Source organism: Rhizobium sp. Root1334 (genome assembly GCF_001426665.1).
GTDB lineage: Bacteria > Pseudomonadota > Alphaproteobacteria > Rhizobiales > Rhizobiaceae > Pararhizobium.
This window is the reverse complement of sequence record NZ_LMEY01000029.1, coordinates 311172-331147: the sequence shown is the minus strand read 5'-3', so window position 1 is coordinate 331147 and position 19976 is coordinate 311172. Positions and strand designations below refer to the sequence as shown.

Sequence of the window (19976 nt, the reverse complement as noted above, 5' to 3'; positions counted from 1 at the left end):
ACACGGCCAGTTCAAATATTCCCCATGCAGAGATATTTCATCTCCAGATAATCCTCGGCGCCGTGGCGGGAGCCTTCGCGGCCGATGCCGGATTGCTTGAGGCCGCCGAAGGGGGCAGCCTCAGACGACATGCGGCCGGTATTGATACCGATCATGCCGTATTCCAGCGCTTCGGCCACCCGCCAGACCTTTTTGAGTTCCGTTGCATAGAAGTAGGCGGCTAACCCGTAGATCGTGTCGTTGGCCTGCAGGATGACGTCTTCCGTCGTCTCGAAGCGGATGATCGGGGCGACAGGGCCGAAGGTTTCGTCGCAGGCGACCAGCATGCCCTTTTCGACACTGGAAAGCACCGTCGGCTCAAAGAAGGAGCCGGAAACACGCTTGCCGCCGCAAAGGAGCTTCGCGCCCTTGCCGATCGCATCGTTGACATGCGTTTCGACCTTTTCGATTGCCCTGCTATCTATCAGCGGGCCGATGGTGACGCCCTTGGAAAAGCCGTCCCCGACCTTGAGCTTTGCCACTTCAACTGCCAGCTTGCGGGCGAATTCATCATGAACTTTGCTCTGCACATAGATGCGGTTGGCCGAGGTGCAGGTCTGGCCGGCATTGCGGAATTTCGCCTGGATGGCGCCATCGACGGCAGCGTCGATATCGGCGTCATCAAAGACGATGAAGGGCGCGCTGCCGCCAAGCTCAAGGCTGACTTTCTTGATCTGGTCGGAACATTGGCGCATCAGGATACGGCCGACTTCGGTGGAACCGGTGAAGCTGATCTTGCGCACTCTCGAATTGGTGCAGAGTTCGCGGCCGATCGCGTCGCCTTCCGCGGCGAGCACGAGGTTGAAGACACCCTTAGGGAAGCCCGCCCGGAGGGCGAGCGCGTGCATGGCCAGAGCTACCAGCGGCGTCTGTTCGGCGGGCTTGAGGATAATTGTGCAGCCAACCGCCAGCGCCGGCGCAATTTTGCGCGCCACCATCGAGGCCGGGAAATTCCACGGTGTGATGGTACCAACCACGCCGACCGGCTGCTTGATCACCATCATGCGGCGGTCCGTCGACGGCGCCGGAATGGTCTCGCCGTAAATGCGCTTGGCCTCTTCCGCATACCATTCGATATAGGCGGCGGCGTGCTGGACTTCGGAACGGGCCTCGTTGAGTGGCTTGCCCATTTCGGCCGTCAGGATCGCGGCGAGATCATCGATATGGGCAATGACGAGATCGTACCAGCGGCGCAGGATCGTGCTGCGGTCGCCCGCCGGTCGCTCGGCCCAAGGAAATTGCGCCGCATAGGCATTATCGACGGCGGCGCGCGTTTCTGGGATACCCATGTCCGGCAGTGTGGCGAGCAGGGCGCCGGTCGAGGGATTATGGACATCAAAGGTCTTTGCTGCAGGCGCCAACGGCGCATTCACCAGCCCGAGCAGATGCGAATCCCTGACATGAGCGAGCAATGTCTCGGTAAAGATCATCGGAGATCCTTTCTGGCGATCCGCGCAGGCGGCGCGGGGCGGCATGTTTTGTCGCGGGGACAATGCCGATAGCCGATAAAAGCAGCCGGGTCCATTGGGCAGCATGACGCTGCTGCCCAATGAAATATGTCATGAGGCCGATGCCTGAAATCAGGCGCGGGCTTCCAGGATCGAGGCTTCCAGAATGTCCATCGCTTCGGCGAAGACATTGTCCTGGATGGTGATCGGGGCGAGGAAGCGGATGACGTTGCCGTGTACGCCGCAGGTGAGCAGGATCAGGCCCTTTTCGAGCGCTTTCAGGCGCACCTTGTTGGCAAAATCGGCGCTTGGCAGGTTGGTTTTCACGTCGTTGAACTCAACGGCGTTCATGAAGCCCGGGCCGCGGATATCGACGATCTCAGGCGCCTGTTCGCGGATTGCAGCGAGGCGCTGCTTGAGGCGGTTACCCAGCTGTTCAGCGCGGTCGCAGAGCTTTTCGTCTTCAATGATGTCGAGAACAGCGTGGGCCGCGGCAACGCCCATCGGGTTACCGGCGTAGGTGCCGCCAAGGCCACCGGGGCCCGGAGCATCCATGACTTCGGCGCGGCCGGTCACGGCTGCGATCGGGAAACCGCCGCCAAGGCCCTTGGCCATCGTCACGAGGTCGGCGGCGACGCCGTGATGTTCCATGGCAAAGAGCTTGCCGGTACGGGCAAAGCCGGTCTGCACTTCGTCGGCGATCAGAAGGATGCCATGCTGGTCGCAGATTTCGCGGATCGCCTTGATGAAGGAGGTCGGCACCGGATAAAAGCCGCCTTCGCCCTGCACGGGCTCGATGATGATGGCAGCAACGCGGTTCGGATCGACGTCGGCGGCGAAAAGGCGCTTCAGCGCTGCCAGCGACTGGTCAGGGGAAACGCCTTGCAGCTCCACCGGGAACGGGACATGGAAGACGTCGGCCGGCATCGCGCCGAAGCCGACCTTGTAAGGTACGACCTTGCCGGTCAGCGCCATGCCCATGAAGGTGCGGCCATGGAAACCGCCGCCGAAAGCAACGACTGCTTGGCGGCCGGTTGCGGCGCGGGCGATCTTGACGGCATTTTCGACGGCTTCCGCCCCTGTGGTGACGAAAATCGTCTTCTTGGCGAAATCACCCGGCAGGATGGCGTTCAGCCGCTCGGCAAGCTCGACATAGTTTTCGTACGGCACGACCTGATGGCAGGTGTGGGTGAAGCGATCGAGCTGCTTCTTGACGGCTTCGATGACGCGCGGATGGCGGTGGCCGGTGTTGACGACGGCGATACCGGCGGCGAAATCGATGTAGCGATTGCCTTCCTTGTCCCAGATTTCGGAATTTTCGGCACGATCCGCATAGATCTGCGTGGTCATGCCCACGCCGCGGGAAATGGCTGCGTTCTTGCGATCGGTCAAACTGGTCACTTGTATCATCCTGGTTGCGTGGGACATTTATGATTGCAGAATTTACGGAAATCCTATATTTTTTCTGTAGGTTTGCAAATCAAATTTTGTGATTTGAGCAGCAGCGCCGGGAATGGATTTCTTTGCCCGCGAGAGTATCGCGCGGGAGTTTTACCGCCTCTTGTGCCAAGCTGTGCAGCAGTGCGTATGGATGACTTGAAGATGTCACGGGACGGCTTATGAGTGATGCCATGAAGATACGCTACAAGGTCGCCGAAGCCGCACGGCTTGCCGGCGTCTCCGCATCGACCTTGCGTCTATGGGAGACGCAAGGGCTGGTCGTTCCGGACCGCTCCGCCACCGGGCACCGGCAATATAGCGAAGGCGATGTCGCGCAATTGAAGCGCATCTCGTGGTTTCGCGCCGAGCGTGGGCTCAATCCGGCGGCAATCCGCGAGGCGCTGGAACTGGAAGCGGGCGAACTCGACGATAACGGTCAGCCTGCCAATGGCGACGCAACGCCGCAATCGCAGGTCGGCCGCAAGCTCAGGAGCCTGCGCCACGCAGCCGGAAAAACCTTGGAGCAGGTGGCCGGCGATATCGGCATTGCGGCCTCTGTCCTTTCGACGCTGGAGCGGACGTCGCAGGGTGTGTCCGTCGCCGTGCTGCATAATCTTGCCGAATATTTTGCGACGACGGTGTCGAGCCTGTCCGGTGAGGATGAACCGGATGTGCGGGCGCTGGTGCGTTCCGGTGAATGGCGGACATGGCCGCGCACGACGCCGGGCGTGACCGTGCAGTTGTTGGCCGAAGGCCGCAACCAGATGGATTGCCACCGCTTCGTGCTGGAGCCGGGCGCCTCCAGTGAGGGGGCCTACAAGCACGAGGGCGAGGAGTTCGTCTATGTGTTGTCTGGCCGGGTGGAGTTCGTGCTGGATTCCGATCAGTTTCACGATCTGAACCCCGGCGATTCCCTTTATTTCAACAGCCGCCGTCACCATGCCTGGTCGAACCGCCATGACGGAGAGACGGTGCTTCTGTGGATTAACACGCCGCCGACCTTCTAGTATTTTCCGCCGCAATTCGGCGATTGGCAATCAAGCGCGTTTATACCGGCTATTGTCTCTATCTATTTCGTTTATAGCCCTTTCGGGCATACAGTTTCCACCAAGCACCGGCAAACGGTGCGCCAAAAGGGGAACTGAACGCATGAAGAAACATCTGATCGCATTGGCTCTCGCCTGTGCAGCCACCCTTTCCATGACGCCGGTCAATGCTGCTGAAAAGCTTCGGATCGGCACTGAAGGCGCCTATCCTCCCTTCAATTTTGTCGATACGGCCGGCAAGCTCGGTGGCTTCGACGTCGATATCGGGTTGGCTCTGTGCGCCAAGATGCAGGTGGAATGCGAGGTTGTCGCGCAGGATTGGGACGGCATCATTCCGGGGCTGGTTGCCAAGAAATACGACATGATCATCGCCTCGATGTTCATCACCGACGAGCGCCGCAAGCAGGTCGCTTTCAGCGATCCCTACTATCTGGCGGCCATGACCCATGTGGCGGCCAAGGGGGCTGGTATCACCGCCTTCACCAACGAGGCGCTGAAGGGCAAGGTCATCGGTGCGCAATCGGGTACAACACAGGCTGAATATATCGCAGCAGTCTATCCGGATGCCGAGATCAAGCTTTATCCGACACAGGACGAAGCCAATCTCGACATGGCGAATGGCCGTCTCGATCTGGAAGTCGGCGATATGCTGCCGATGCTCGATTGGGTCACCAAGAACAATGACGGCAAATGCTGCGAACTGATCGGTGAGCCGATCACCGACCGGAAATTCGTTGGCGACGGTGTCGGCATTGCCCTGCGCCAGGACGACAACGACCTTCGCGAAAAGCTCAACAAGGCGCTGGCCGATATCCGCGCCGATGGCACCTACAAGACGATCAACGACAAGTATTTCTCCATCGATGTCTATACGATGAAGTAAGAGCCGGCAGTCGATCGGAAACCTAAGGCCTGATCATGTCCTGCCAGACAGATAGCGGACCTGATCAGGCCGGCTGAATTTTCTGCGCCGCTTTTTGTCGATGATAGGTCAGTGCGGCGCGAAGGCAGAGCGCCAGCGGCTCCCGGCGGAAGTCGCCAGTTGCCGGGAAAAGCAGTGCCCGCTGCCCTTCAAAGGTAAAATCATCGGCAAAGTGGGCGCGAAAGGTGTCAATCAACGTGGTCTGGCAGTTGACGAACACAGCGCATTGATCGGGTGTCGACCTGGACGCGCCCAGCCGGATGGTTGTTCCGCTTTTGCTCGCCTCCGTCAGATAGGCCGGCTCGCCCCATTTGAGGGTTTCAGTCAGAGGGCCGACGCCTTCGGTTTCCGCGGCTACGGCAAAGATAAGGTCACGAACCTGTAACAGCCGCCGTCTGACCACATCGGGGTATTGTTCAAGCGCTTGGGCAACGGCGTCGGGAACAGGTAGGTTTGTCATTCCGTGCTCCTCGTTGGTGGTTACCCAGCGCTTTACGTGGCGGTTTATTTCGTTACGTCGATGACGACGCGGCCGCGGATTTTTCCGGCAACGATGTCTTCTGCCAACTGCGGCAGGTTGGACAATGGTTCGACCGTTGTCATGGCTGCCAGCCGTTTGCGGTCAAGGCTTTCCGCCAGAATGGCCCAGGCCCTGTCGCGCTCGATGTGCGGTGCCGTCACCGAATTGATGCCGAGAAGCGCGACACCGCGCAGAATATGCGGCATGACGGTTGCCGGAAGGTCTGCGCCGCCGGCGAGACCACAGGCAGCGACCGCGCCGCTCTGGACGGTCTGCGCCAGAACGTTGGCGAGCGTTGTCGATCCGACTGAATCGATGGCGCCTGCCCAGCGTTCCTTTTGCAAGGCGCCTCCCTTTGCCGCTAGTTCTGCACGATCGACAAAACCCGTCGCCCCAAGCGCGGACAGGTATTCGTGCGTTTCCGGCCGCCCCGTCGATGCCGTTACTCTGTAGCCGCGATTGCCCAAGAGGGCGATGGCCATCGAGCCGACGCCGCCCGCAGCGCCCGTGACCAGAACTTCGCGTGTATCCGTCTTGATCTTGCCCCAGGATTCCAGTGCGTCGATCGCAAGGGCCGCCGTGTATCCGGCGGTGCCGATCGCCATGCTTTCCTCAAGCGTGAAGGCATCCGGCAGGCGCGTCAGCCATTCCGGCTTCAGCCGCTGGAAGCGCGTATAGCCGCCCCATTCGGTTTCCGACATGCCCCAACCGTTGACGACGATCTTGTCACCGGGCTTCCAGTCTGGGCTGCGGGACTGAACGACAACGCCGGAGAGATCGACCCCGGCGACCATCGGCAGTCGGCGGGCGATACGCCCCTTGCCGGAAACGGCGAGGCCATCCTTGTAGTTGAGCGTCGAAAACTGGACTTCGACCAGCACGTCGTGATCGGGGAGATCGGCAAGCGCCAGTTCCCGAAAGCCAGCCGCCGGCTTGCCGTCGCGGTCGTCGATCACCAGTGCCCTGAAATGTCCCGTCATGGTTTTCTCCTGCCTGTTTTGCTGCAGCATGGCATGGGAAAAAAACAAAAGCCATTTCGACAAAAGGCGCGAAAGGACCGATGCTATCCACAGCCTGGCAAACGGAGCGGGTTCTTTGGGGTCCCAAAAAAGAGGAAGAAACTCATCGATGATGTTGTTTCTTCGGTCGCACGCAAGATATTGATTAATTGATAAATTATCAGTAAAAAGCAAAGCCGGATATCGGTGTATTTACTTTTGGCATTGTGTATTTCGTAAGGAAAAATTCCGGATATATGTGCCATGCTTGCCGTGCAAGGCAGATTTGCTTTTGCCCTCTGGCGAAATACATTTCGAAGTGCTATCTCACCCTCGCAACAAACCCTATGGAGCTTATCATGTTTTCGCAGCGCAAGCTGTCGAGCCCGTCTGATCGCGGTTTTGTCCAGATGATCTGGAACGCGATCCTTCTCGTTCAGACCCGTGAAACGACCTCGCTTATGACAGGTCGTAACCGCTAGGCAGAGACCGCGGCCGGGCCAGCTATTGCGGCCGGGAATGTTATCGAGGCTTTCAGCCCTTTCCCCCCCGGCCCTTCTCCCAGCGCAAGATGTCCGCCGAACAATCCGGCGATTTCTTCGACGATCGGAAGTCCCAACCCCATCCCCGGTGCTTGCCCGCGTCCGCCGCGGGCAAAACGCTGACGCACGACCTGCCGGTTTTCCGGTGGGATGCCCGGGCCGTTGTCTTCTACGTCGAGCCGGACACCGTCTGTCACTATTTCGACCCGAACCGTGACTTCCGCTCCCTTTCCGGCATAGGCGATGGCGTTTTCGATGAGATTACGCAGCAGCTCGCCGATCAGCAGCGGTTCCGCCCGGATCAATGCCTTGCCGCCGCCCTCGAAGCCGAGATCGATGTCGGCCTCACCGGCGCCAGGCACGCGGTCGCCGGTGATCTCCTGCGCCAGCGCGACCAAATCGATGATCTCAAGCGGCTGCGGCTCCTTCGAGCCGGCGGCATCGATCTTAGCCATCAACAGCAGTTGCGCCAGAATGCGCTCGGCATGGGCGACGGCCTCATCCCCCTTGCGGGCGGCGGCCTGCGCCTCCTCCAATGTCGTGGCTCGGGCCGACAGCGCCAACTGCGTGCGGATGATCGCCAGTGGCGTACGCAGCTGATGGCTGGCATTGCCGGAGAAATGGCGCAGCGCATCGAGTGCAGATTGCAGCCGCACCATGAAGGAATTGACTGTTTCGACCAGCCCCTCGACTTCGCTCGGCACCGACTGGTCGATCGGGTGCAGATCATCGGGGCTGCGCTCGGCAATGGCGTCACCCAGCCGGTAAAGCGGCCGCAGCGAGAACGTGACCGCGATCCAGACGATAACGGCCGCGCCCAGGATCATCATCAACAGCCGGAAGGCCGACCGCAACAGGATCGCCTGCGTCAACTGCCGCCGGGCAATGGTGGTTTCCGCGACGGTGACGACGAAGGGAACGGAATTGATGCCTGTAGAGGCCGATCGCTCAAGAGCCGCGACCCGGATCGGCTCACCGCGGAACTGCGCATCGGCATAGACGGCCGACTGGCCATTGAGAGCGGCAACGGAGGGCAGGTTCTGGTAGCCGGTGATGAACTGGCCGGGCGGTCCATCGACCCGGTAGAAGACGCGGTCCTGCGCGGCCGAGGTCAGCATTTCCAGCGCTACATAGGGGATATCGACCTCAAGCGACCCGTCTTCGGCGACCACGACCCTTTCGGCAATCGCCAGCGCCGACCCGGCCAGCACCCGGTCTGATACGATATTCGCCGTCTTCACCGCCTCGCGATAGGTGTCGATCAGGGCAAGCGCTCCGATGACGACGGTCGAGATCAACAGCCAGGCGAGCAACCCCCGGCGCAGCGAATAGGCGCGCCGCGCCATCAGGCGTCCGCCATCTTGTCGAGATAGTAGCCGATGCCGCGCGCGGTGCGCACCGTCAGTCCATGCGGCGCCAGGCGCTTGCGCAACCGGCTGACATATTGCTCGATGGCATTGGCGCTCAGATCATCGTCGAAAGCCGTCAGCGACTGGATGATTGCTTCCTTGGCGACCACTTTGCCCGCACGCATGAACAGGATTTCCAGAAGGCCGAGTTCCCTTGCCGGGATATCGACGGTGATGCCATCGGCCGAAAAGGTGCGCGAATTGAGATCGAGCGAAATCTTGCCGTAGCTGACAAGCGAGGAGCGCAGCCCGGCCTGACGCCGCAGGAGGACACGGACGCGGGCTTCGAACTCGCTGATGTCGAAGGGCTTGATCATGTAGTCGTCGGCGCCAAGATCGAGGCCTTTGATCTTCTCTTCCTGGGTCCCGCGCGCCGTCAGGATCAGTACCGCAGCTTTGTTCTGCCGCGCGCGCATCGAGCGCAGGACGTCGAGCCCGTCCATCTCCGGCAGGTTGAGATCAAGAATGACGAGGTCGAAGGTTTCCGTGGCGGTGACTGCATTGGCGGAGGTGCCATCGTGAACGACGTCAACCGCGTAGCCGCTGCCACGCAGAATCGCGACAAGTCCTTCCGAAAGCGCCGTATTGTCCTCGACCAGTAGTATTCGCAAATCCGCTGTCTCCTTGAAGCTACTGTATCGGGCGTGCTGACGCTTGTGAACGGGCCGAGGCTGCGGCAATATCGTTTTATGCGTTTCCTTCCCCTTCTCTGTCTTTTCTGTGCATTTTCAACTCCGGCAGCCGCGCAGGTCACGCTGTTTCCGGCGCGTTCGGGCGATGCGGAAGCGCCGACCGTCATCGTCTATTCCTCACTCGACGAGCCCCTGGCGCGGCCGATGATCATTGGTTTCCAGATCGCCAATCCGGATGTGGCCGTGCGCTACGAGGACATGCTGACCGGCGAAATCTATGACCGGATTGTCAAGGAGACCGATGCTGGCGAAAAGACCGCGGATTTCGCCTTTTCCTCGGCGATGGACCTGCAGGTGAAGCTCAGCAATGACGGCTACGCCCAGCGCAGCGACATGCCGATGAGCGGCCGCTGGCCGGCCTGGGCCAATTGGCGCAATACTGCCTATGCGCTGACCTTCGAGCCGGCGGTTTTCGTCTATCACAAGCCGAGTTTTACCAAGGAAAAGCCGCCTTCGACGCGGGCGGAGTTTGTCGATTATCTCCAGCGTCAGGGCAGTGCGGTGTTCGGCAAGATCGGTACATACGATATCGAGCGATCCGGTGTCGGATTCCTGTTCATGGCGCGTGATCAGGAACAGTTTGGCGATATCTGGTCGGTGATCCAGGCGATGGGGGCGGCCGGCGTCAAGCTCTACTCCACCAGTTCGGCCATCCTCGAGCGGGTCTCCGATGGCCGCTTCGTGCTCGGTTACAATATTCTCGGTTCCTATGCCGCCGATTGGGCGTCGCGTCATCCGGACGTCGGTATCGTGCTGCCGCGCGATTATACCGTCGTCATGTCGCGCATCGGGCTGGTGCCGCAGGCGGCGGCAACGCCGGATCTCGGCCGCCGCTATCTGGAGTTCTTCATGTCAAAGGAAGGTCAGACGATCATGGCGCGTGAATTGCAGATCCCTGCGGTCAGCCCTGACGTCGCTGGCGCCAATACCGCCAACACCATGCGCGAGATGCTCGGTGGACAGCTGAAGCCCGTTCCGGTCAGCCCCGGCCTGATGGTTTATCTCGATCAGGTGAAGCGGGCGCGGCTGATTGCCCGCTGGAACGAAGTTTTACGGCTCCAGTAGACGAAAACTAAAAATTAAGGGACATTAACAGGGCAAGGCTCCGCCCGATGTCAGGTAAATGTCAGCTTCATATGGTGCCTTGCAGTTCTTCATTATCCGTGGAGGCGGATGATCGAGGCGTATGGGAGGAATTTCACCAGACCCGGCGTAACGGCGAGCCTAAAAGGCCGCTGCAGCTGATTCGACCGTGAGCCATCCCCGTCCGCAAAGATGAACAATATGCGCGCCATACTGAACGAGCGCGCCTGACGGAGGACTACCCTTTGAAACAGTTTTTTCTGGCATCCATTCTTGCCGGCGCTCTCGCGCTCCCGGCTGTTGCTGCTGACTACACGATCATCGCTCCGGCCAACCCGGGCGGCGGCTGGGACCAGACGGCCCGCTCGATCCAGTCGGTCATGCAGGCCGAAGGCATTTCCGGCAATGTTCAGGTGCAGAACGTACCGGGCGCCGGTGGCACGATCGGCCTCGCACAGTTCGCCAGCCAGTCGGCCGGCAATGCCAATGCCCTGATCGTCGGCGGTTACGTCATGGTCGGCGCCATTCTCACCAACAAGTCGCCGGTATCGCTCAACGACGTTACCCCGATCGCACGCCTGACCGGCGAATATGAAGCCATCGTCGTTCCGGCCGATTCGCCGTTGAAGTCGATGGGTGATCTCGTCGAAGCGCTGAAGAAGGATCCGGGCGCTGTGTCCTGGGGTGGCGGTTCGGCCGGCGGTACGGACCATATCGCTGTTGGCCTGATCGCCAAGGCCGCTGGCGTTGACCCGACCAAGATCAACTACATCGCGTTTTCCGGCGGCGGCGAAGCCCTCGCAGCTATCCTCGGCAGCCAGGTAACAGCCGGCATTTCCGGTTATGGCGAATTCGAATCGCAGATCAAGGCCGGCACGCTGCGCCTGCTCGCCATGTCGAGCGCCGAGCGCATCCCTGGCATCGATGCCCCGACCATCAAGGAAGGTGGCCTCGACGTCGTGGTTCAGAACTGGCGCATGGTTGCTGCTGCTCCTGGCCTGACCGATGAGCAGAAGGCGGCTGTTTCGGCTGATGTCGAAAAGCTTGCCAAGTCGGCTGGCTGGCAGGAAACCTTGAAGACCAAGGGCTGGACGGATACCTACCTTGCTGGCGACGCCTTCAAGGAACAGTTGGCCAAGGACGTTTCGGCAACCGAAACCATCCTCAAGGACATTGGTCTGGTTAAATGAGCAAGGGCAACACCCCTTCGACGCAGACACGCCGCCCTGACAGGGCGGCGCTTGTCATCGCCGTCTTCCTGGCCGCTCTCGCCGGCCTGATCTTCTGGGATACGTCGCGGCTTGCGCAGATCACCAGTTATTCCGGCATCGGTCCGGCAACCATTCCATTCGTGATCGCCAGCGTGCTTCTGCTGTTGGCCGCGTGGACCGTATTCGAGGCGCTGCGCGGAGATTTTCCGGCACGGGAGCGTCAGGAATTCGGCCCGGTAATCTGGATCATCGGCGGTCTCGCTGCGCAGATGCTGACGTTGAAGCCGCTGGGGTTTTCCATCGCCACCGGTCTTCTGTTTGCTGCGACCGCGGCTGGATTCGGAAAGCGAAAGCTCTGGTTCACGATCCCGATCGGCATCGTGCTCTGTCTTGGCGTCTGGCTGGTCTTTGCCGGGTTGCTGCAGCTTTCGTTGCCTGCCGGTCCGCTTGAACACCTGTTTTGGTAAGGCCCTGACATGACCACATTCGATTTCCTGCTGCAGGGCATGCTCGTCGCCGCCCAGCCGATGAACCTTCTCTATGCGTTGATTGGCGTGACGCTTGGCACCGCTGTCGGCGTCTTGCCGGGCATTGGTCCGGCGCTGACCGTGGCGCTGCTTCTGCCGGTCACCTACCGTCTGGACCCGGGTGGCTCGCTGATCATGTTCGCCGGTATCTATTATGGCGGCATGTATGGCGGCTCGACGACCTCCATCCTTCTCAATACGCCCGGTGAAAGCGCTTCGATCGTTACAGCGCTTGAGGGCAACAAGATGGCCCGCAAGGGGCGCGGCGGACCGGCGCTGGCAACGGCCGCCATCGGCTCGTTCGTCGCCGGCTTGATCGCGACGCTCGGGCTTGCCTTCATCGCGCCGTTCGTCGTCAAGCTGGCGCTGGTTTTTGGCCCGCGCGAATATTTTGCCCTGATGGTTCTCGCCTTTGTTACCGTGTCTTCCGCGTTCGGGGATTCGACACTGCGCGGCCTGACTTCGCTGTTTATCGGCTTTGCGCTTGCCATCATCGGCATCGATCAGCTGACCGGTCAGGCCCGCATGAGCTTCGGCGTTCCCGATCTTTTGGACGGGATCGAAGTGACGACGCTCGCCGTCGCCATGTTTGCCATCGGTGAATCGCTCTATATCGCCGCACAGGGCGAGCAGGGGCCGGACAAGGTCGAGGCGGTCAAAGGATCTGTCTGGATGACCGCCCAGGACTGGGCGCGTTCGTGGAAGGCTTGGCTGCGTGGCACGGCGATCGGTTTCCCGATCGGCGCAATGCCGGCCGGTGGTGCCGAAATCGGCACATTCCTTTCGTATGCGACTGAAAAACGGTTGTCCAAACATCCCGAAGAGTTCGGCCACGGTGCCATCGAAGGTGTTGCGGGGCCGGAAGCGGCCAACAATGCCTCGGCTGCCGGTACGCTGGTGCCTCTGTTGACACTCGGCTTGCCGACCACGGCGACCGCGGCGATCATGTTGGCCGGCTTCCAGCAGTACGGCCTGCAGCCTGGCCCGCTGTTGTTTGCGACCAATCCTCAGCTCGTCTGGGGCCTGATCGCATCACTCCTGATCGCCAACTTCATGCTTTTGGTGCTCAACCTGCCGCTGGTTGGCCTCTGGGTGAAGCTTCTGACGATCCCCAAGCCATGGCTCTATGCCGGTATCCTGTTGTTTGCGACGCTCGGTACCATCGGCGCCAATCCGTCGGTCTTCGAGCTCGGCATGCTCCTGGCATTCGGTGTTCTCGGCTACGCCATGCGCATCTTCGGCTACCCGATTGCGCCTGTGGTCGTCGGCCTGATCCTCGGACCATTGGCCGAACAGCAACTCCGCCGCGCGCTGGCGATCAGCCAGGGCGATGTGACGGTGCTGTTCACTTCGCCGGTTGCGGCTGTGCTGCTGGTGATTGCCGCCGCGGCGCTGATCGTGCCGCTGATCCTGCGCGCGCGCGGCCGTGGCCAGGTGCTTTCGCAGCTTGCCGCCAACGAAGACTGACGGTTCCTCCCAAGATCGTCACAGCAAGGGCCCGGTTGACTGATGTTAACCGGGCCCTTGCTATTTGCATGGCTGGGATGAATTCCTGTGCATTGTAAACGGAGGTTGCAGACCGCATATTCATCTCGTCGAACAAGACACAACAACAACTTAGGAAAGTGAGTTAAAGAGATGAGTGCCCGTCAATCTGCCCGAGGCTTTTTCGGTAATGCCATCGCCATCTTTGGTGCGGCCACGGCCGCTGCCGCAGCAGTCGAAGGCAACCGCCGTCCACGCGACCGCGACCTCTATACGCTCGGTATCAATCCGGCGAACTTCAATTCCGTCAAGCGCGGCTAATTCAGTCATCATATGAAGTCCGCGAAGCCCACCAGTCACTGGTGGGCTTTTTGCGTTTTGGAGCAGTTTTCACGTCCGTGAACAGGATTGAGCGAACGGTGCAACATGGGCATCGGTGGTGTAAGGCCCACTAGGTCGAAGGAGGGTTCTCGTATGCTGTTCTTTGGCCGACTTGTTGCAGTCACTCCAGAAAATGCGATATGAAGCTTCTAGGAGCTGACGAAACGCACGTGATGCTGCCCGCTTGGAAATTCATCATGACCAACGCGGCGATGCGTGCCAGCAAGAACGGACATTTCGTTTTATTGAGGCTGGACCGATCCCGCATCCGGTTCAAACAAAGGCCAAATGACCAGACCAGCATGTGCTGAACGTGTCATCCTGCATCGTTAAGGGGCATTCATGTCATCGAAAATCGTACCGGTCATCATGGCCGGTGGCAGAGGAACAAGGCTTTGGCCCTTGTCCCGGTCTGCAGCGCCAAAACAGTTTCTGCAATTTCTCGGTGATCACTCGCTGTTTCAAAAGACCCTGAAGCGGGTTGCCGATACCGACTGGTACGAGCAGCCGGTTATCGTCACCAACTCCGAGTTCCGCTTCATCGTTGCAGAACAGGCGATGACGGTCGATGTGCCGCTTTCGAGCATTCTGCTTGAGCCCGTTGCGCGCAACACCGCGCCCGCGCTGGCCGCCGCCGCCTTCGTGATCCAGCGTGACTATGGCGACGACGCCGTGATGCAGGTTTTGGCTTCCGACCACGAGATCGATGCATCGACCCATTACTTCGACTGTATTTTCTCAGCCAACGAAACCGCGAAATCGGGAAAGCTCGTAACGTTCGGTATCAAGCCGACAGAGCCTGCGACGGGTTACGGTTATATCGAGATCGGAGCCGACCTCGATACCGGCGCCAGGACAGTGGCACGGTTCGTCGAGAAGCCGGATCAGGCGCGCGCCGAAGAATTGCTGGCCAGTGGACGGTATCTCTGGAACTCCGGCATGTTCATGCTGCCTGTCGCCCTGTTTCTGTCGGAAATGGCTGCTTTCGCGCCGGACGCCCATGCGGCCGCGCAGAAAGCCGTGTTGAACTCCGTCAGCGATCTGGATTTCGTTCGCCTGGAGACCGAGAGCTTTTCGCAGGCGCCGGATATCTCGGTCGATTATGCCGTGTTCGAAAAGACGGCGCATGCAGCCGTCGTCCCATCCGCCTTCAGCTGGTCGGACCTCGGTAGCTGGGATTCTGTCTGGGCGATCGGCGATAAAGACGAATTCGGCAACGTGGTCGGCCAGAAGGCCACCGTCTCCAACACGCGCAATTCGCTTGTCCTGTCGCGTGATATCCACATTGCCGTCAATGGTCTCGATGATATGGCCGTCATTGCCAGCGAGGACGCCGTCTATGTCGGGCATCTGGCGGACAGCCAGAATGTCGGCCAGATCGTCAAGCTGCTCGCCAAGACGCCGAAGACGCGGGGCCTGACACAGGTTCATCCGACGTCCTACAAGCCCTGGGGTGCGGTTGCCTCTGTGCTCAGTGGTGAGCGGTTTGAGGTCAAACGGCTGCATGTCGCGCCCGGCCGCAAAATCTCCCTGCAAAAACATCACCATCGGTCCGAGCACTGGATCGTCGTATGCGGCACGGCGGAAATCACAATCGGCGACCAGACCCGGCTGCTGCACGAGAACGAGTCGATCTATATCCCGCAGGGTGAAGTGCATCGTTTGAGCAATCCGGGGAAAATTCCGCTGGAATTGATCGAGGTACAGACGGGCTCCTACCTCAAGGACGATGATATCGTGCGTCTCGATGATGAGTTTGGCCGGGCCTGAAAAGGTCCGGCGCCCCCGCGCCATCAGCCGCCGCCATTTTTGTTGAGAACGAATCGGTTCACGGCACCGAATCTATCCGGCGAGCTTCAAAGTCGCCGGGTTGGCCGAATACCACCCTTAGTTTAATGCTGGTAAGGCATCCAGGCGGGTTTCACCATCCGCTGCGCTCACTCCGCCACGATGAGCTGGATATTTTCATTTTCTGTAGTGTAGAGACGCCTGGACATAAAAATGCCGCCCGTTTGTGACGGACGGCAATCGTTTTTATGCGGAGTGTTCTTGTTATTCAGTGCGCGCCGCTCAGTTGTTCGCGGCGGTTGTGCAAGATCGATGACCAGAGCGAGATGCCGATCAGCGCTGCACCGCCGAGACCGGTGATGACTTCCGGGATATGGAAGAGCGTCTGGACATACATGATCACCGACAGGATCAGGATCGCGTAGAACGCGCCGTGTTCCAGGTAGCGGTATTCGGCAAGCGTTCCCTTTTCCACCAGCATGATGGTCATCGAGCGCACATACATGGCGCCGATGCCAAGGCCGATGGCGATGACGAAGAGGTTCTGCGTCAAGGCAAACGCGCCGATAACACCATCGAAGGAGAAGCTGGCATCGAGAACTTCGAGGTAGATGAAGGCGCCGAGGCCGCCCTTTGCCGCTGCGTTCATGGTCTGCTGCGATGCATCGAGCAGGCCGCCGACAACCTCGACTGCGAGGAAGGTCAGAAGGCCATAGATGGCGCAGTAGACGAACGTAGTTGCCTCTTCGCCTTCAAGCAGCGACGAGAAGATCAGGATTACGGCCAGAACGAAGGCGATTTCAACGCCCTTGATCGAGGCGAACCGGGAGAGGTTGCGCTCAAGAACGCCGATCCAGTGCACATCCTTCTCATGGTCGAAGAAGAACTTCAGACCGACCATCATCAGGAAGGTACCGCCGAAGGCGGCGATCGGCAGATGCGCCTCGTTCATGATGCGGGCGTACTCTTCCGGACGCGCAGCGGCCAAAACCAGCGCATCAATCGGTCCAATCTTGGCCGCGATGACGACGATGAGCAACGGGAAGACGATACGCATACCGAAAACGGCGATCAGGATACCCCAGGTCAGGAACCGCTGTTGCCAGACCGGCGTCATTTCCTTGAGCTTGTTGGCGTTGACGATGGCGTTGTCGAAGGAGAGCGAGATTTCCAGCACGGCCAGAACCGTACAAATGAAGAAGACCGTGGCCATGCCGCCGATCGTTCCCGTGGTCGTCCACCCCAGCCAGGCACCGAGCGCAAGGCCGGCGGCGGTGACGATGAAGGACCATTTGAAATAGCCGAGCGTCGAAGTCTGGGAAGCGGTCGTCATGGCCGTACCTCCGCCCCGGAGAAGCCGGACATTGAATAGCTGGAAAAATCCCGCATGCCCAAAACGGCATGCGAAGAACGCATGATATGGAGTGTCATTTGCTTACAATCCGCCGGCTTATTTGCGGGGTAATACCGACATCACGAGAACGCCGTAAATTCTCGCCAGAGGGGCCCGGTATCAGGTTTGCTCAGCAGGCGTGTTGTAAATGCCCTGCACTGCTGGAGTCGCACGTTAAATAGCGATCCTTTTGCCAAGGTCAAGGGACCCGTGCGCAAAGTGCCGCACCTTTTACCGTAAGTTTGATATGCGTCCTCTGTGTGCGTGCATCCCGGCCAATAATCTCGACCGGCGCGTCTAGCCCGGACAACTGATTGATCTCACGCAACACGAGCGCATGGGCAATGCCGAACAGTTTTGAGAAGCTGCGGCTGTCATCCGCAATGCCTTGGAACACCGCGGCGACGATCCCTGCCATAATCGGCGAAAGTGCCGGATCCTGCGTCCGGAGCGCGTCGGCATATGCGAGAAATTGCGCCTCGGATACAACTTCCTGCATCAGGCCGCGTCTTTGGCCGCAGCCGTGGGGCGGAAGGATACCAGGACCGATTTCGACGTCGGTGTATCGCTCTCGTCTCCGGCGCTCGACAATGGCACGAGCACGTTGAGTTCTGGATAATAACCGGCAACGCAACCGCGCGGGATATCATAGGGGACCAGCCGGAAATCCTTGGCGATGCGCACCACGCCGTCGTCATGCCGGCCGATGACATCGACCCGGTCACCAGCCTCGGCACCGAGTTCAGCCAGGTCGGCGGGGTTGACGAAAACGACGCTGCGTTCGCCATAGACGCCGCGATAACGGTCATCCATGCCATAGATCGTCGTGTTGTACTGATCATGCGAGCGGAATGTCTGCAGAACGAAGGCGCCGTCTTGGTCGCGGGCAATCTGATGCTCGATGGCTTTGGGAAGCGAGCCAGTCCAGAAGGTGGCGCGGCCTGCCGGTGTTTCCCATTCACGGTTTGACGCTGCATTGCGCAGGTGAAAACCGCGCGGTTTGCGGACGCGTTCATTGTAATTTTCAAAGCCGGGAATCACATTGGCGATATGATCGCGGATCAGGTCGTAGTCATCCGCAAGAGCCGCCCAATCAACCTTGGCCGAGCCGACGGTGGCGGCCGCAATGCCGGCAATGATGGCGACTTCGGAGCGCAGTTCAGGCGAGGCCGGTTTGTTGATGCCGCCGGAGCCATGCACCATGCTCATCGAATCCTCGACGGTAACGATCTGGCTGACGCCCTTCGAGTTCCGGTCGATCTCGGTGCGGCCAAGGCATGGCAGGATGAAGCTGACCTCGCCGGGCATTAGATGCGAATGATTGAGCTTGGTGGCGATGTTGACGGTCAGTTTCTGGCGCGCCAGCGCCTTGGCGATGATCGGGCTGTCCGGCGTCGCGCGGGCAAAATTGCCGCCGAGACCGATAAAGGCCTGGGCTGAGCCGTCCAGCATGGCGCCGATGGCGGCAAGCACGTTATGGCCTTCCTTGCGCGGCGCCTTGAAATCGAATTCTTTTTCCAGCGTATCGAGAAACGCGGCCGTCGCCTTCTCGTTGATGCCGACGGTGCGGTCACCCTGCACGTTGGAATGGCCGCGGACCGGGCAGAGACCGGCGCCCGGCTTGCCGATATTGCCGCGCAGCATCATGAAATTGGCGATCTCCCGGATGGTGATGACCGAATGCCGGTGCTGCGTCACGCCCATCGCCCAGGTGCAGATCACCCGCTCCGCACCAAGATAGGTGTCCGCCGCACGCCCGATCTCCAGACGGGTCAGGCCGGACTGATCCTCGATTTCAGCCCAGCCGGTCGCATCGACCGCAGAGCGGTAAGCAGCGAAATCGGCAGTGTGCAGTTCCAGAAAGGCATGGTCGAGAACCGAAGGCTCACCGGCCGCTAGCGCTGCATCGTCAGCCGCAAAAACCGCCTTGGCCATGCCGCGCACTGCCGCCATGTCGCCGCCCAGACGCGGCTGGAAATAGTCGCTGGCAATTTCGGTTGAACCGCCGCGCAGCATTTCCAGCTTGTCCTGCGGATCGGCAAAGCGCTCCAGGCCGCGCTCGCGGACCGGATTGAAAACCGCGATCCTTGCGCCCCGCTGGGCCGCACGGCGCAGGTCACCCAGCATGCGCGGATGGTTGGTGCCGGGGTTCTGGCCGATGACGAAGATGGCGTCGGCCCTTTCGAAATCCTCCAACAGCACCGTACCCTTGCCGACGCCCACCGCCTGTTTCATGGCGATGCCGCTGGCCTCATGGCACATGTTGGAGCAATCCGGGAAATTGTTGGTGCCATAGAGCCGCACGAACAGCTGGTAGAGGAAGGCGGCTTCGTTGGAGGCGCGGCCGGATGTGTAGAATTCGGCGCGGTCGGGGGTGTCGAAGCTGTTGAGGATGGCACCGATCTCGGCAAAGGCGGTATCCCAGCTGACGCGGACATAGGTGTCGGTCGCGCGGTCGTAGCGCATCGGGTGGGTGAGCCGGCCCTGCTGCTCCAGCTCATAGTCGCTCCATGACTGGAGGGTCGTCACGGTGTGGGCAGCAAAGAAATCGGGTGGCGTCCGTTTGTCGGTGGCTTCCCATGCCACGGCCTTGACGCCATTTTCGCAGAATTCAAACGAGGAGCCATGGGCCGGATCGCCCCAGGCGCAGCCGGGGCAGTCAAAGCCATCGGGTTGGTTTGCCTTGAGCAGGGTTCTCGCACCCGAAATCGGCGAGCCGCTTTCCAGAAGCCGTTTGCCGCAGCTCTTCAAGGCTCCCCAGCCGCCTGCTGCCTTGGAAGGTTTGCCGAGAAAAACAGTCTTGCCCATAACGCGGAGATCCCTGGCCGTTACCGATAGAAGAAACGATGGTGAAAACTCACCTTTCGGAGGCTGTTTATGGAATTTCACTGCTTCTTCAAGGGCTCACATCGCATGTAATGATAGAAGTTTTCTATCAATGGCGTGCCAGGATTTAAATCTGGGAGGCGTCGCGTCCATTCGCCATTCCAAATGTTGATGGACCTATGCCTTTTCGCGACTGGATCGTTTGGTTGGAATGTGCGACTGGCAC

At 60.0% G+C, this 19976-nt stretch carries 18 protein-coding genes; 9 read left to right on the top strand and 9 right to left on the bottom strand.

Annotated elements, in window-relative coordinates; all coding sequences use genetic code 11:
- Positions 1 to 11: 11 nt before the first annotated feature.
- Both ASD36_RS26420 and ASD36_RS26415 read right to left on the bottom strand, forming a co-directional pair.
- On the bottom strand, positions 12 to 1469 hold the full coding sequence (locus ASD36_RS26420; RefSeq protein WP_060502583.1) for an NAD-dependent succinate-semialdehyde dehydrogenase: 1458 nt from the start codon (positions 1467 to 1469) through the stop codon (positions 12 to 14).
- A gap of 150 nt (positions 1470 to 1619) precedes the next feature.
- The gene (locus ASD36_RS26415; RefSeq protein ID WP_112834617.1) at positions 1620 to 2888 is read right to left on the bottom strand and encodes a 4-aminobutyrate--2-oxoglutarate transaminase; all 1269 of its coding nucleotides are present in this window, start codon (positions 2886 to 2888) and stop codon (positions 1620 to 1622) included.
- 218 nt (positions 2889 to 3106) lie between these two features.
- Here ASD36_RS26415 and ASD36_RS26410 point away from each other — a divergent pair, with 218 nt between their 5' ends.
- Positions 3107 to 3934: a MerR family transcriptional regulator gene (locus ASD36_RS26410; protein ID WP_060502585.1), complete on the top strand. Its 828-nt coding sequence runs from the start codon at positions 3107 to 3109 to the stop codon at positions 3932 to 3934.
- Between the two features lie 142 nt (positions 3935 to 4076).
- Positions 4077 to 4856 (top strand): ABC transporter substrate-binding protein, encoded by a 780-nt coding sequence (locus ASD36_RS26405; protein WP_060502586.1) that lies wholly within the window; start codon positions 4077 to 4079, stop codon positions 4854 to 4856.
- A gap of 64 nt (positions 4857 to 4920) precedes the next feature.
- Here the strand turns inward: ASD36_RS26405 and ASD36_RS26400 are convergent, their stop codons facing one another.
- Both ASD36_RS26400 and ASD36_RS26395 read right to left on the bottom strand, forming a co-directional pair.
- Positions 4921 to 5355: a DUF1801 domain-containing protein gene (locus ASD36_RS26400; protein WP_060502587.1), complete on the bottom strand. Its 435-nt coding sequence runs from the start codon at positions 5353 to 5355 to the stop codon at positions 4921 to 4923.
- A gap of 44 nt (positions 5356 to 5399) precedes the next feature.
- Positions 5400 to 6395: an MDR family oxidoreductase gene (locus ASD36_RS26395; protein ID WP_060502588.1), complete on the bottom strand. Its 996-nt coding sequence runs from the start codon at positions 6393 to 6395 to the stop codon at positions 5400 to 5402.
- A gap of 377 nt (positions 6396 to 6772) precedes the next feature.
- On the opposite strand from ASD36_RS26395, the gene ASD36_RS31735 reads away from it, so the two are divergent.
- Positions 6773 to 6895, top strand: a complete 123-nt coding sequence (locus ASD36_RS31735) for a hypothetical protein (protein WP_274534236.1) — start codon at positions 6773 to 6775, stop codon at positions 6893 to 6895.
- Here the strand turns inward: ASD36_RS31735 and ASD36_RS26390 are convergent.
- Both ASD36_RS26390 and ASD36_RS26385 read right to left on the bottom strand, forming a co-directional pair.
- Positions 6892 to 8301 carry a sensor histidine kinase gene (locus tag ASD36_RS26390; protein ID WP_060502589.1) on the bottom strand — a complete coding sequence of 470 codons (1410 nt, stop codon included), beginning with the start codon at positions 8299 to 8301 and terminating at the stop codon, positions 6892 to 6894. The genes ASD36_RS31735 and ASD36_RS26390 overlap by 4 nt on opposite strands.
- Positions 8301 to 8975 carry a response regulator transcription factor gene (locus tag ASD36_RS26385; protein ID WP_060502590.1) on the bottom strand — a complete coding sequence of 225 codons (675 nt, stop codon included), beginning with the start codon at positions 8973 to 8975 and terminating at the stop codon, positions 8301 to 8303. The genes ASD36_RS26390 and ASD36_RS26385 overlap by 1 nt, the downstream gene beginning before the upstream one ends.
- A 78-nt stretch (positions 8976 to 9053) precedes the next feature.
- Between ASD36_RS26385 and ASD36_RS26380 the strand changes: the two genes are divergently transcribed.
- From ASD36_RS26380 to ASD36_RS26360, 6 genes are all read left to right on the top strand, one after another.
- On the top strand, positions 9054 to 10121 hold the full coding sequence (locus ASD36_RS26380) for an ABC transporter substrate-binding protein (protein WP_060502591.1): 1068 nt from the start codon (positions 9054 to 9056) through the stop codon (positions 10119 to 10121).
- 263 nt (positions 10122 to 10384) lie between these two features.
- Complete coding sequence (locus ASD36_RS26375; RefSeq protein ID WP_060502592.1) at positions 10385 to 11329, top strand: tripartite tricarboxylate transporter substrate binding protein; 945 nt, start codon at positions 10385 to 10387, stop codon at positions 11327 to 11329.
- Entirely contained in the window at positions 11326 to 11817 is a 492-nt protein-coding gene (locus ASD36_RS26370) for a tripartite tricarboxylate transporter TctB family protein (protein WP_060502593.1), read from the top strand. The genes ASD36_RS26375 and ASD36_RS26370 overlap by 4 nt, the downstream gene beginning before the upstream one ends.
- Before the next feature lie 9 nt (positions 11818 to 11826).
- Positions 11827 to 13344, top strand: a complete 1518-nt coding sequence (locus tag ASD36_RS26365) for a tripartite tricarboxylate transporter permease (RefSeq protein ID WP_060502594.1) — start codon at positions 11827 to 11829, stop codon at positions 13342 to 13344.
- Positions 13345 to 13515: 171 nt separating this feature from the next.
- The gene (locus ASD36_RS31070; protein ID WP_164491975.1) at positions 13516 to 13683 is read left to right on the top strand and encodes a hypothetical protein; all 168 of its coding nucleotides are present in this window, start codon (positions 13516 to 13518) and stop codon (positions 13681 to 13683) included.
- A 402-nt stretch (positions 13684 to 14085) separates the two neighbouring features.
- A complete protein-coding gene (locus tag ASD36_RS26360) occupies positions 14086 to 15513 on the top strand; it encodes a mannose-1-phosphate guanylyltransferase/mannose-6-phosphate isomerase (protein WP_060502595.1) in 1428 nt (475 codons plus the stop codon).
- Between the two features lie 286 nt (positions 15514 to 15799).
- On the opposite strand, the gene ASD36_RS26355 is transcribed toward ASD36_RS26360, so the two are convergent.
- The 3 genes from ASD36_RS26355 to ASD36_RS26345 all read right to left on the bottom strand — a co-directional run bounded on the left by ASD36_RS26355 (position 15800) and on the right by ASD36_RS26345 (position 19732).
- A complete protein-coding gene (locus ASD36_RS26355; RefSeq protein WP_060502596.1) occupies positions 15800 to 16864 on the bottom strand; it encodes a DUF475 domain-containing protein in 1065 nt (354 codons plus the stop codon).
- A gap of 259 nt (positions 16865 to 17123) precedes the next feature.
- Positions 17124 to 17423 carry a hypothetical protein gene (locus tag ASD36_RS26350; protein WP_112834616.1) on the bottom strand — a complete coding sequence of 100 codons (300 nt, stop codon included), beginning with the start codon at positions 17421 to 17423 and terminating at the stop codon, positions 17124 to 17126.
- Positions 17423 to 19732, bottom strand: a complete 2310-nt coding sequence (locus ASD36_RS26345; RefSeq protein ID WP_060512065.1) for an FdhF/YdeP family oxidoreductase — start codon at positions 19730 to 19732, stop codon at positions 17423 to 17425. Before ASD36_RS26345 ends, ASD36_RS26350 begins: the two co-directional genes overlap by 1 nt.
- Between the last annotated feature and the right edge of the window lie 244 nt (positions 19733 to 19976).

Coding starts and splice junctions, on each gene's coding strand:
- ASD36_RS26400 (WP_060502587.1), bottom strand. CDS start 5,355: ATGACAAACCTACCTGTTCCCGACGCCGTTGCCCAAGCGCTTGAACAA.
- ASD36_RS26390 (WP_060502589.1), bottom strand. CDS start 8,301: ATGGCGCGGCGCGCCTATTCGCTGCGCCGGGGGTTGCTCGCCTGGCTG.
- ASD36_RS26365 (WP_060502594.1), top strand. CDS start 11,827: ATGACCACATTCGATTTCCTGCTGCAGGGCATGCTCGTCGCCGCCCAG.
- ASD36_RS26345 (WP_060512065.1), bottom strand. CDS start 19,732: ATGGGCAAGACTGTTTTTCTCGGCAAACCTTCCAAGGCAGCAGGCGGC.
- ASD36_RS31735 (WP_274534236.1), top strand. CDS start 6,773: ATGTTTTCGCAGCGCAAGCTGTCGAGCCCGTCTGATCGCGGTTTTGTC.
- ASD36_RS26380 (WP_060502591.1), top strand. CDS start 9,054: ATGCGTTTCCTTCCCCTTCTCTGTCTTTTCTGTGCATTTTCAACTCCG.
- ASD36_RS26405 (WP_060502586.1), top strand. CDS start 4,077: ATGAAGAAACATCTGATCGCATTGGCTCTCGCCTGTGCAGCCACCCTT.
- ASD36_RS26360 (WP_060502595.1), top strand. CDS start 14,086: ATGTCATCGAAAATCGTACCGGTCATCATGGCCGGTGGCAGAGGAACA.
- ASD36_RS26410 (WP_060502585.1), top strand. CDS start 3,107: ATGAGTGATGCCATGAAGATACGCTACAAGGTCGCCGAAGCCGCACGG.
- ASD36_RS26420 (WP_060502583.1), bottom strand. CDS start 1,469: ATGATCTTTACCGAGACATTGCTCGCTCATGTCAGGGATTCGCATCTG.
- ASD36_RS31070 (WP_164491975.1), top strand. CDS start 13,516: ATGAGTGCCCGTCAATCTGCCCGAGGCTTTTTCGGTAATGCCATCGCC.
- ASD36_RS26370 (WP_060502593.1), top strand. CDS start 11,326: ATGAGCAAGGGCAACACCCCTTCGACGCAGACACGCCGCCCTGACAGG.
- ASD36_RS26395 (WP_060502588.1), bottom strand. CDS start 6,395: ATGACGGGACATTTCAGGGCACTGGTGATCGACGACCGCGACGGCAAG.
- ASD36_RS26355 (WP_060502596.1), bottom strand. CDS start 16,864: ATGACGACCGCTTCCCAGACTTCGACGCTCGGCTATTTCAAATGGTCC.
- ASD36_RS26350 (WP_112834616.1), bottom strand. CDS start 17,423: ATGCAGGAAGTTGTATCCGAGGCGCAATTTCTCGCATATGCCGACGCG.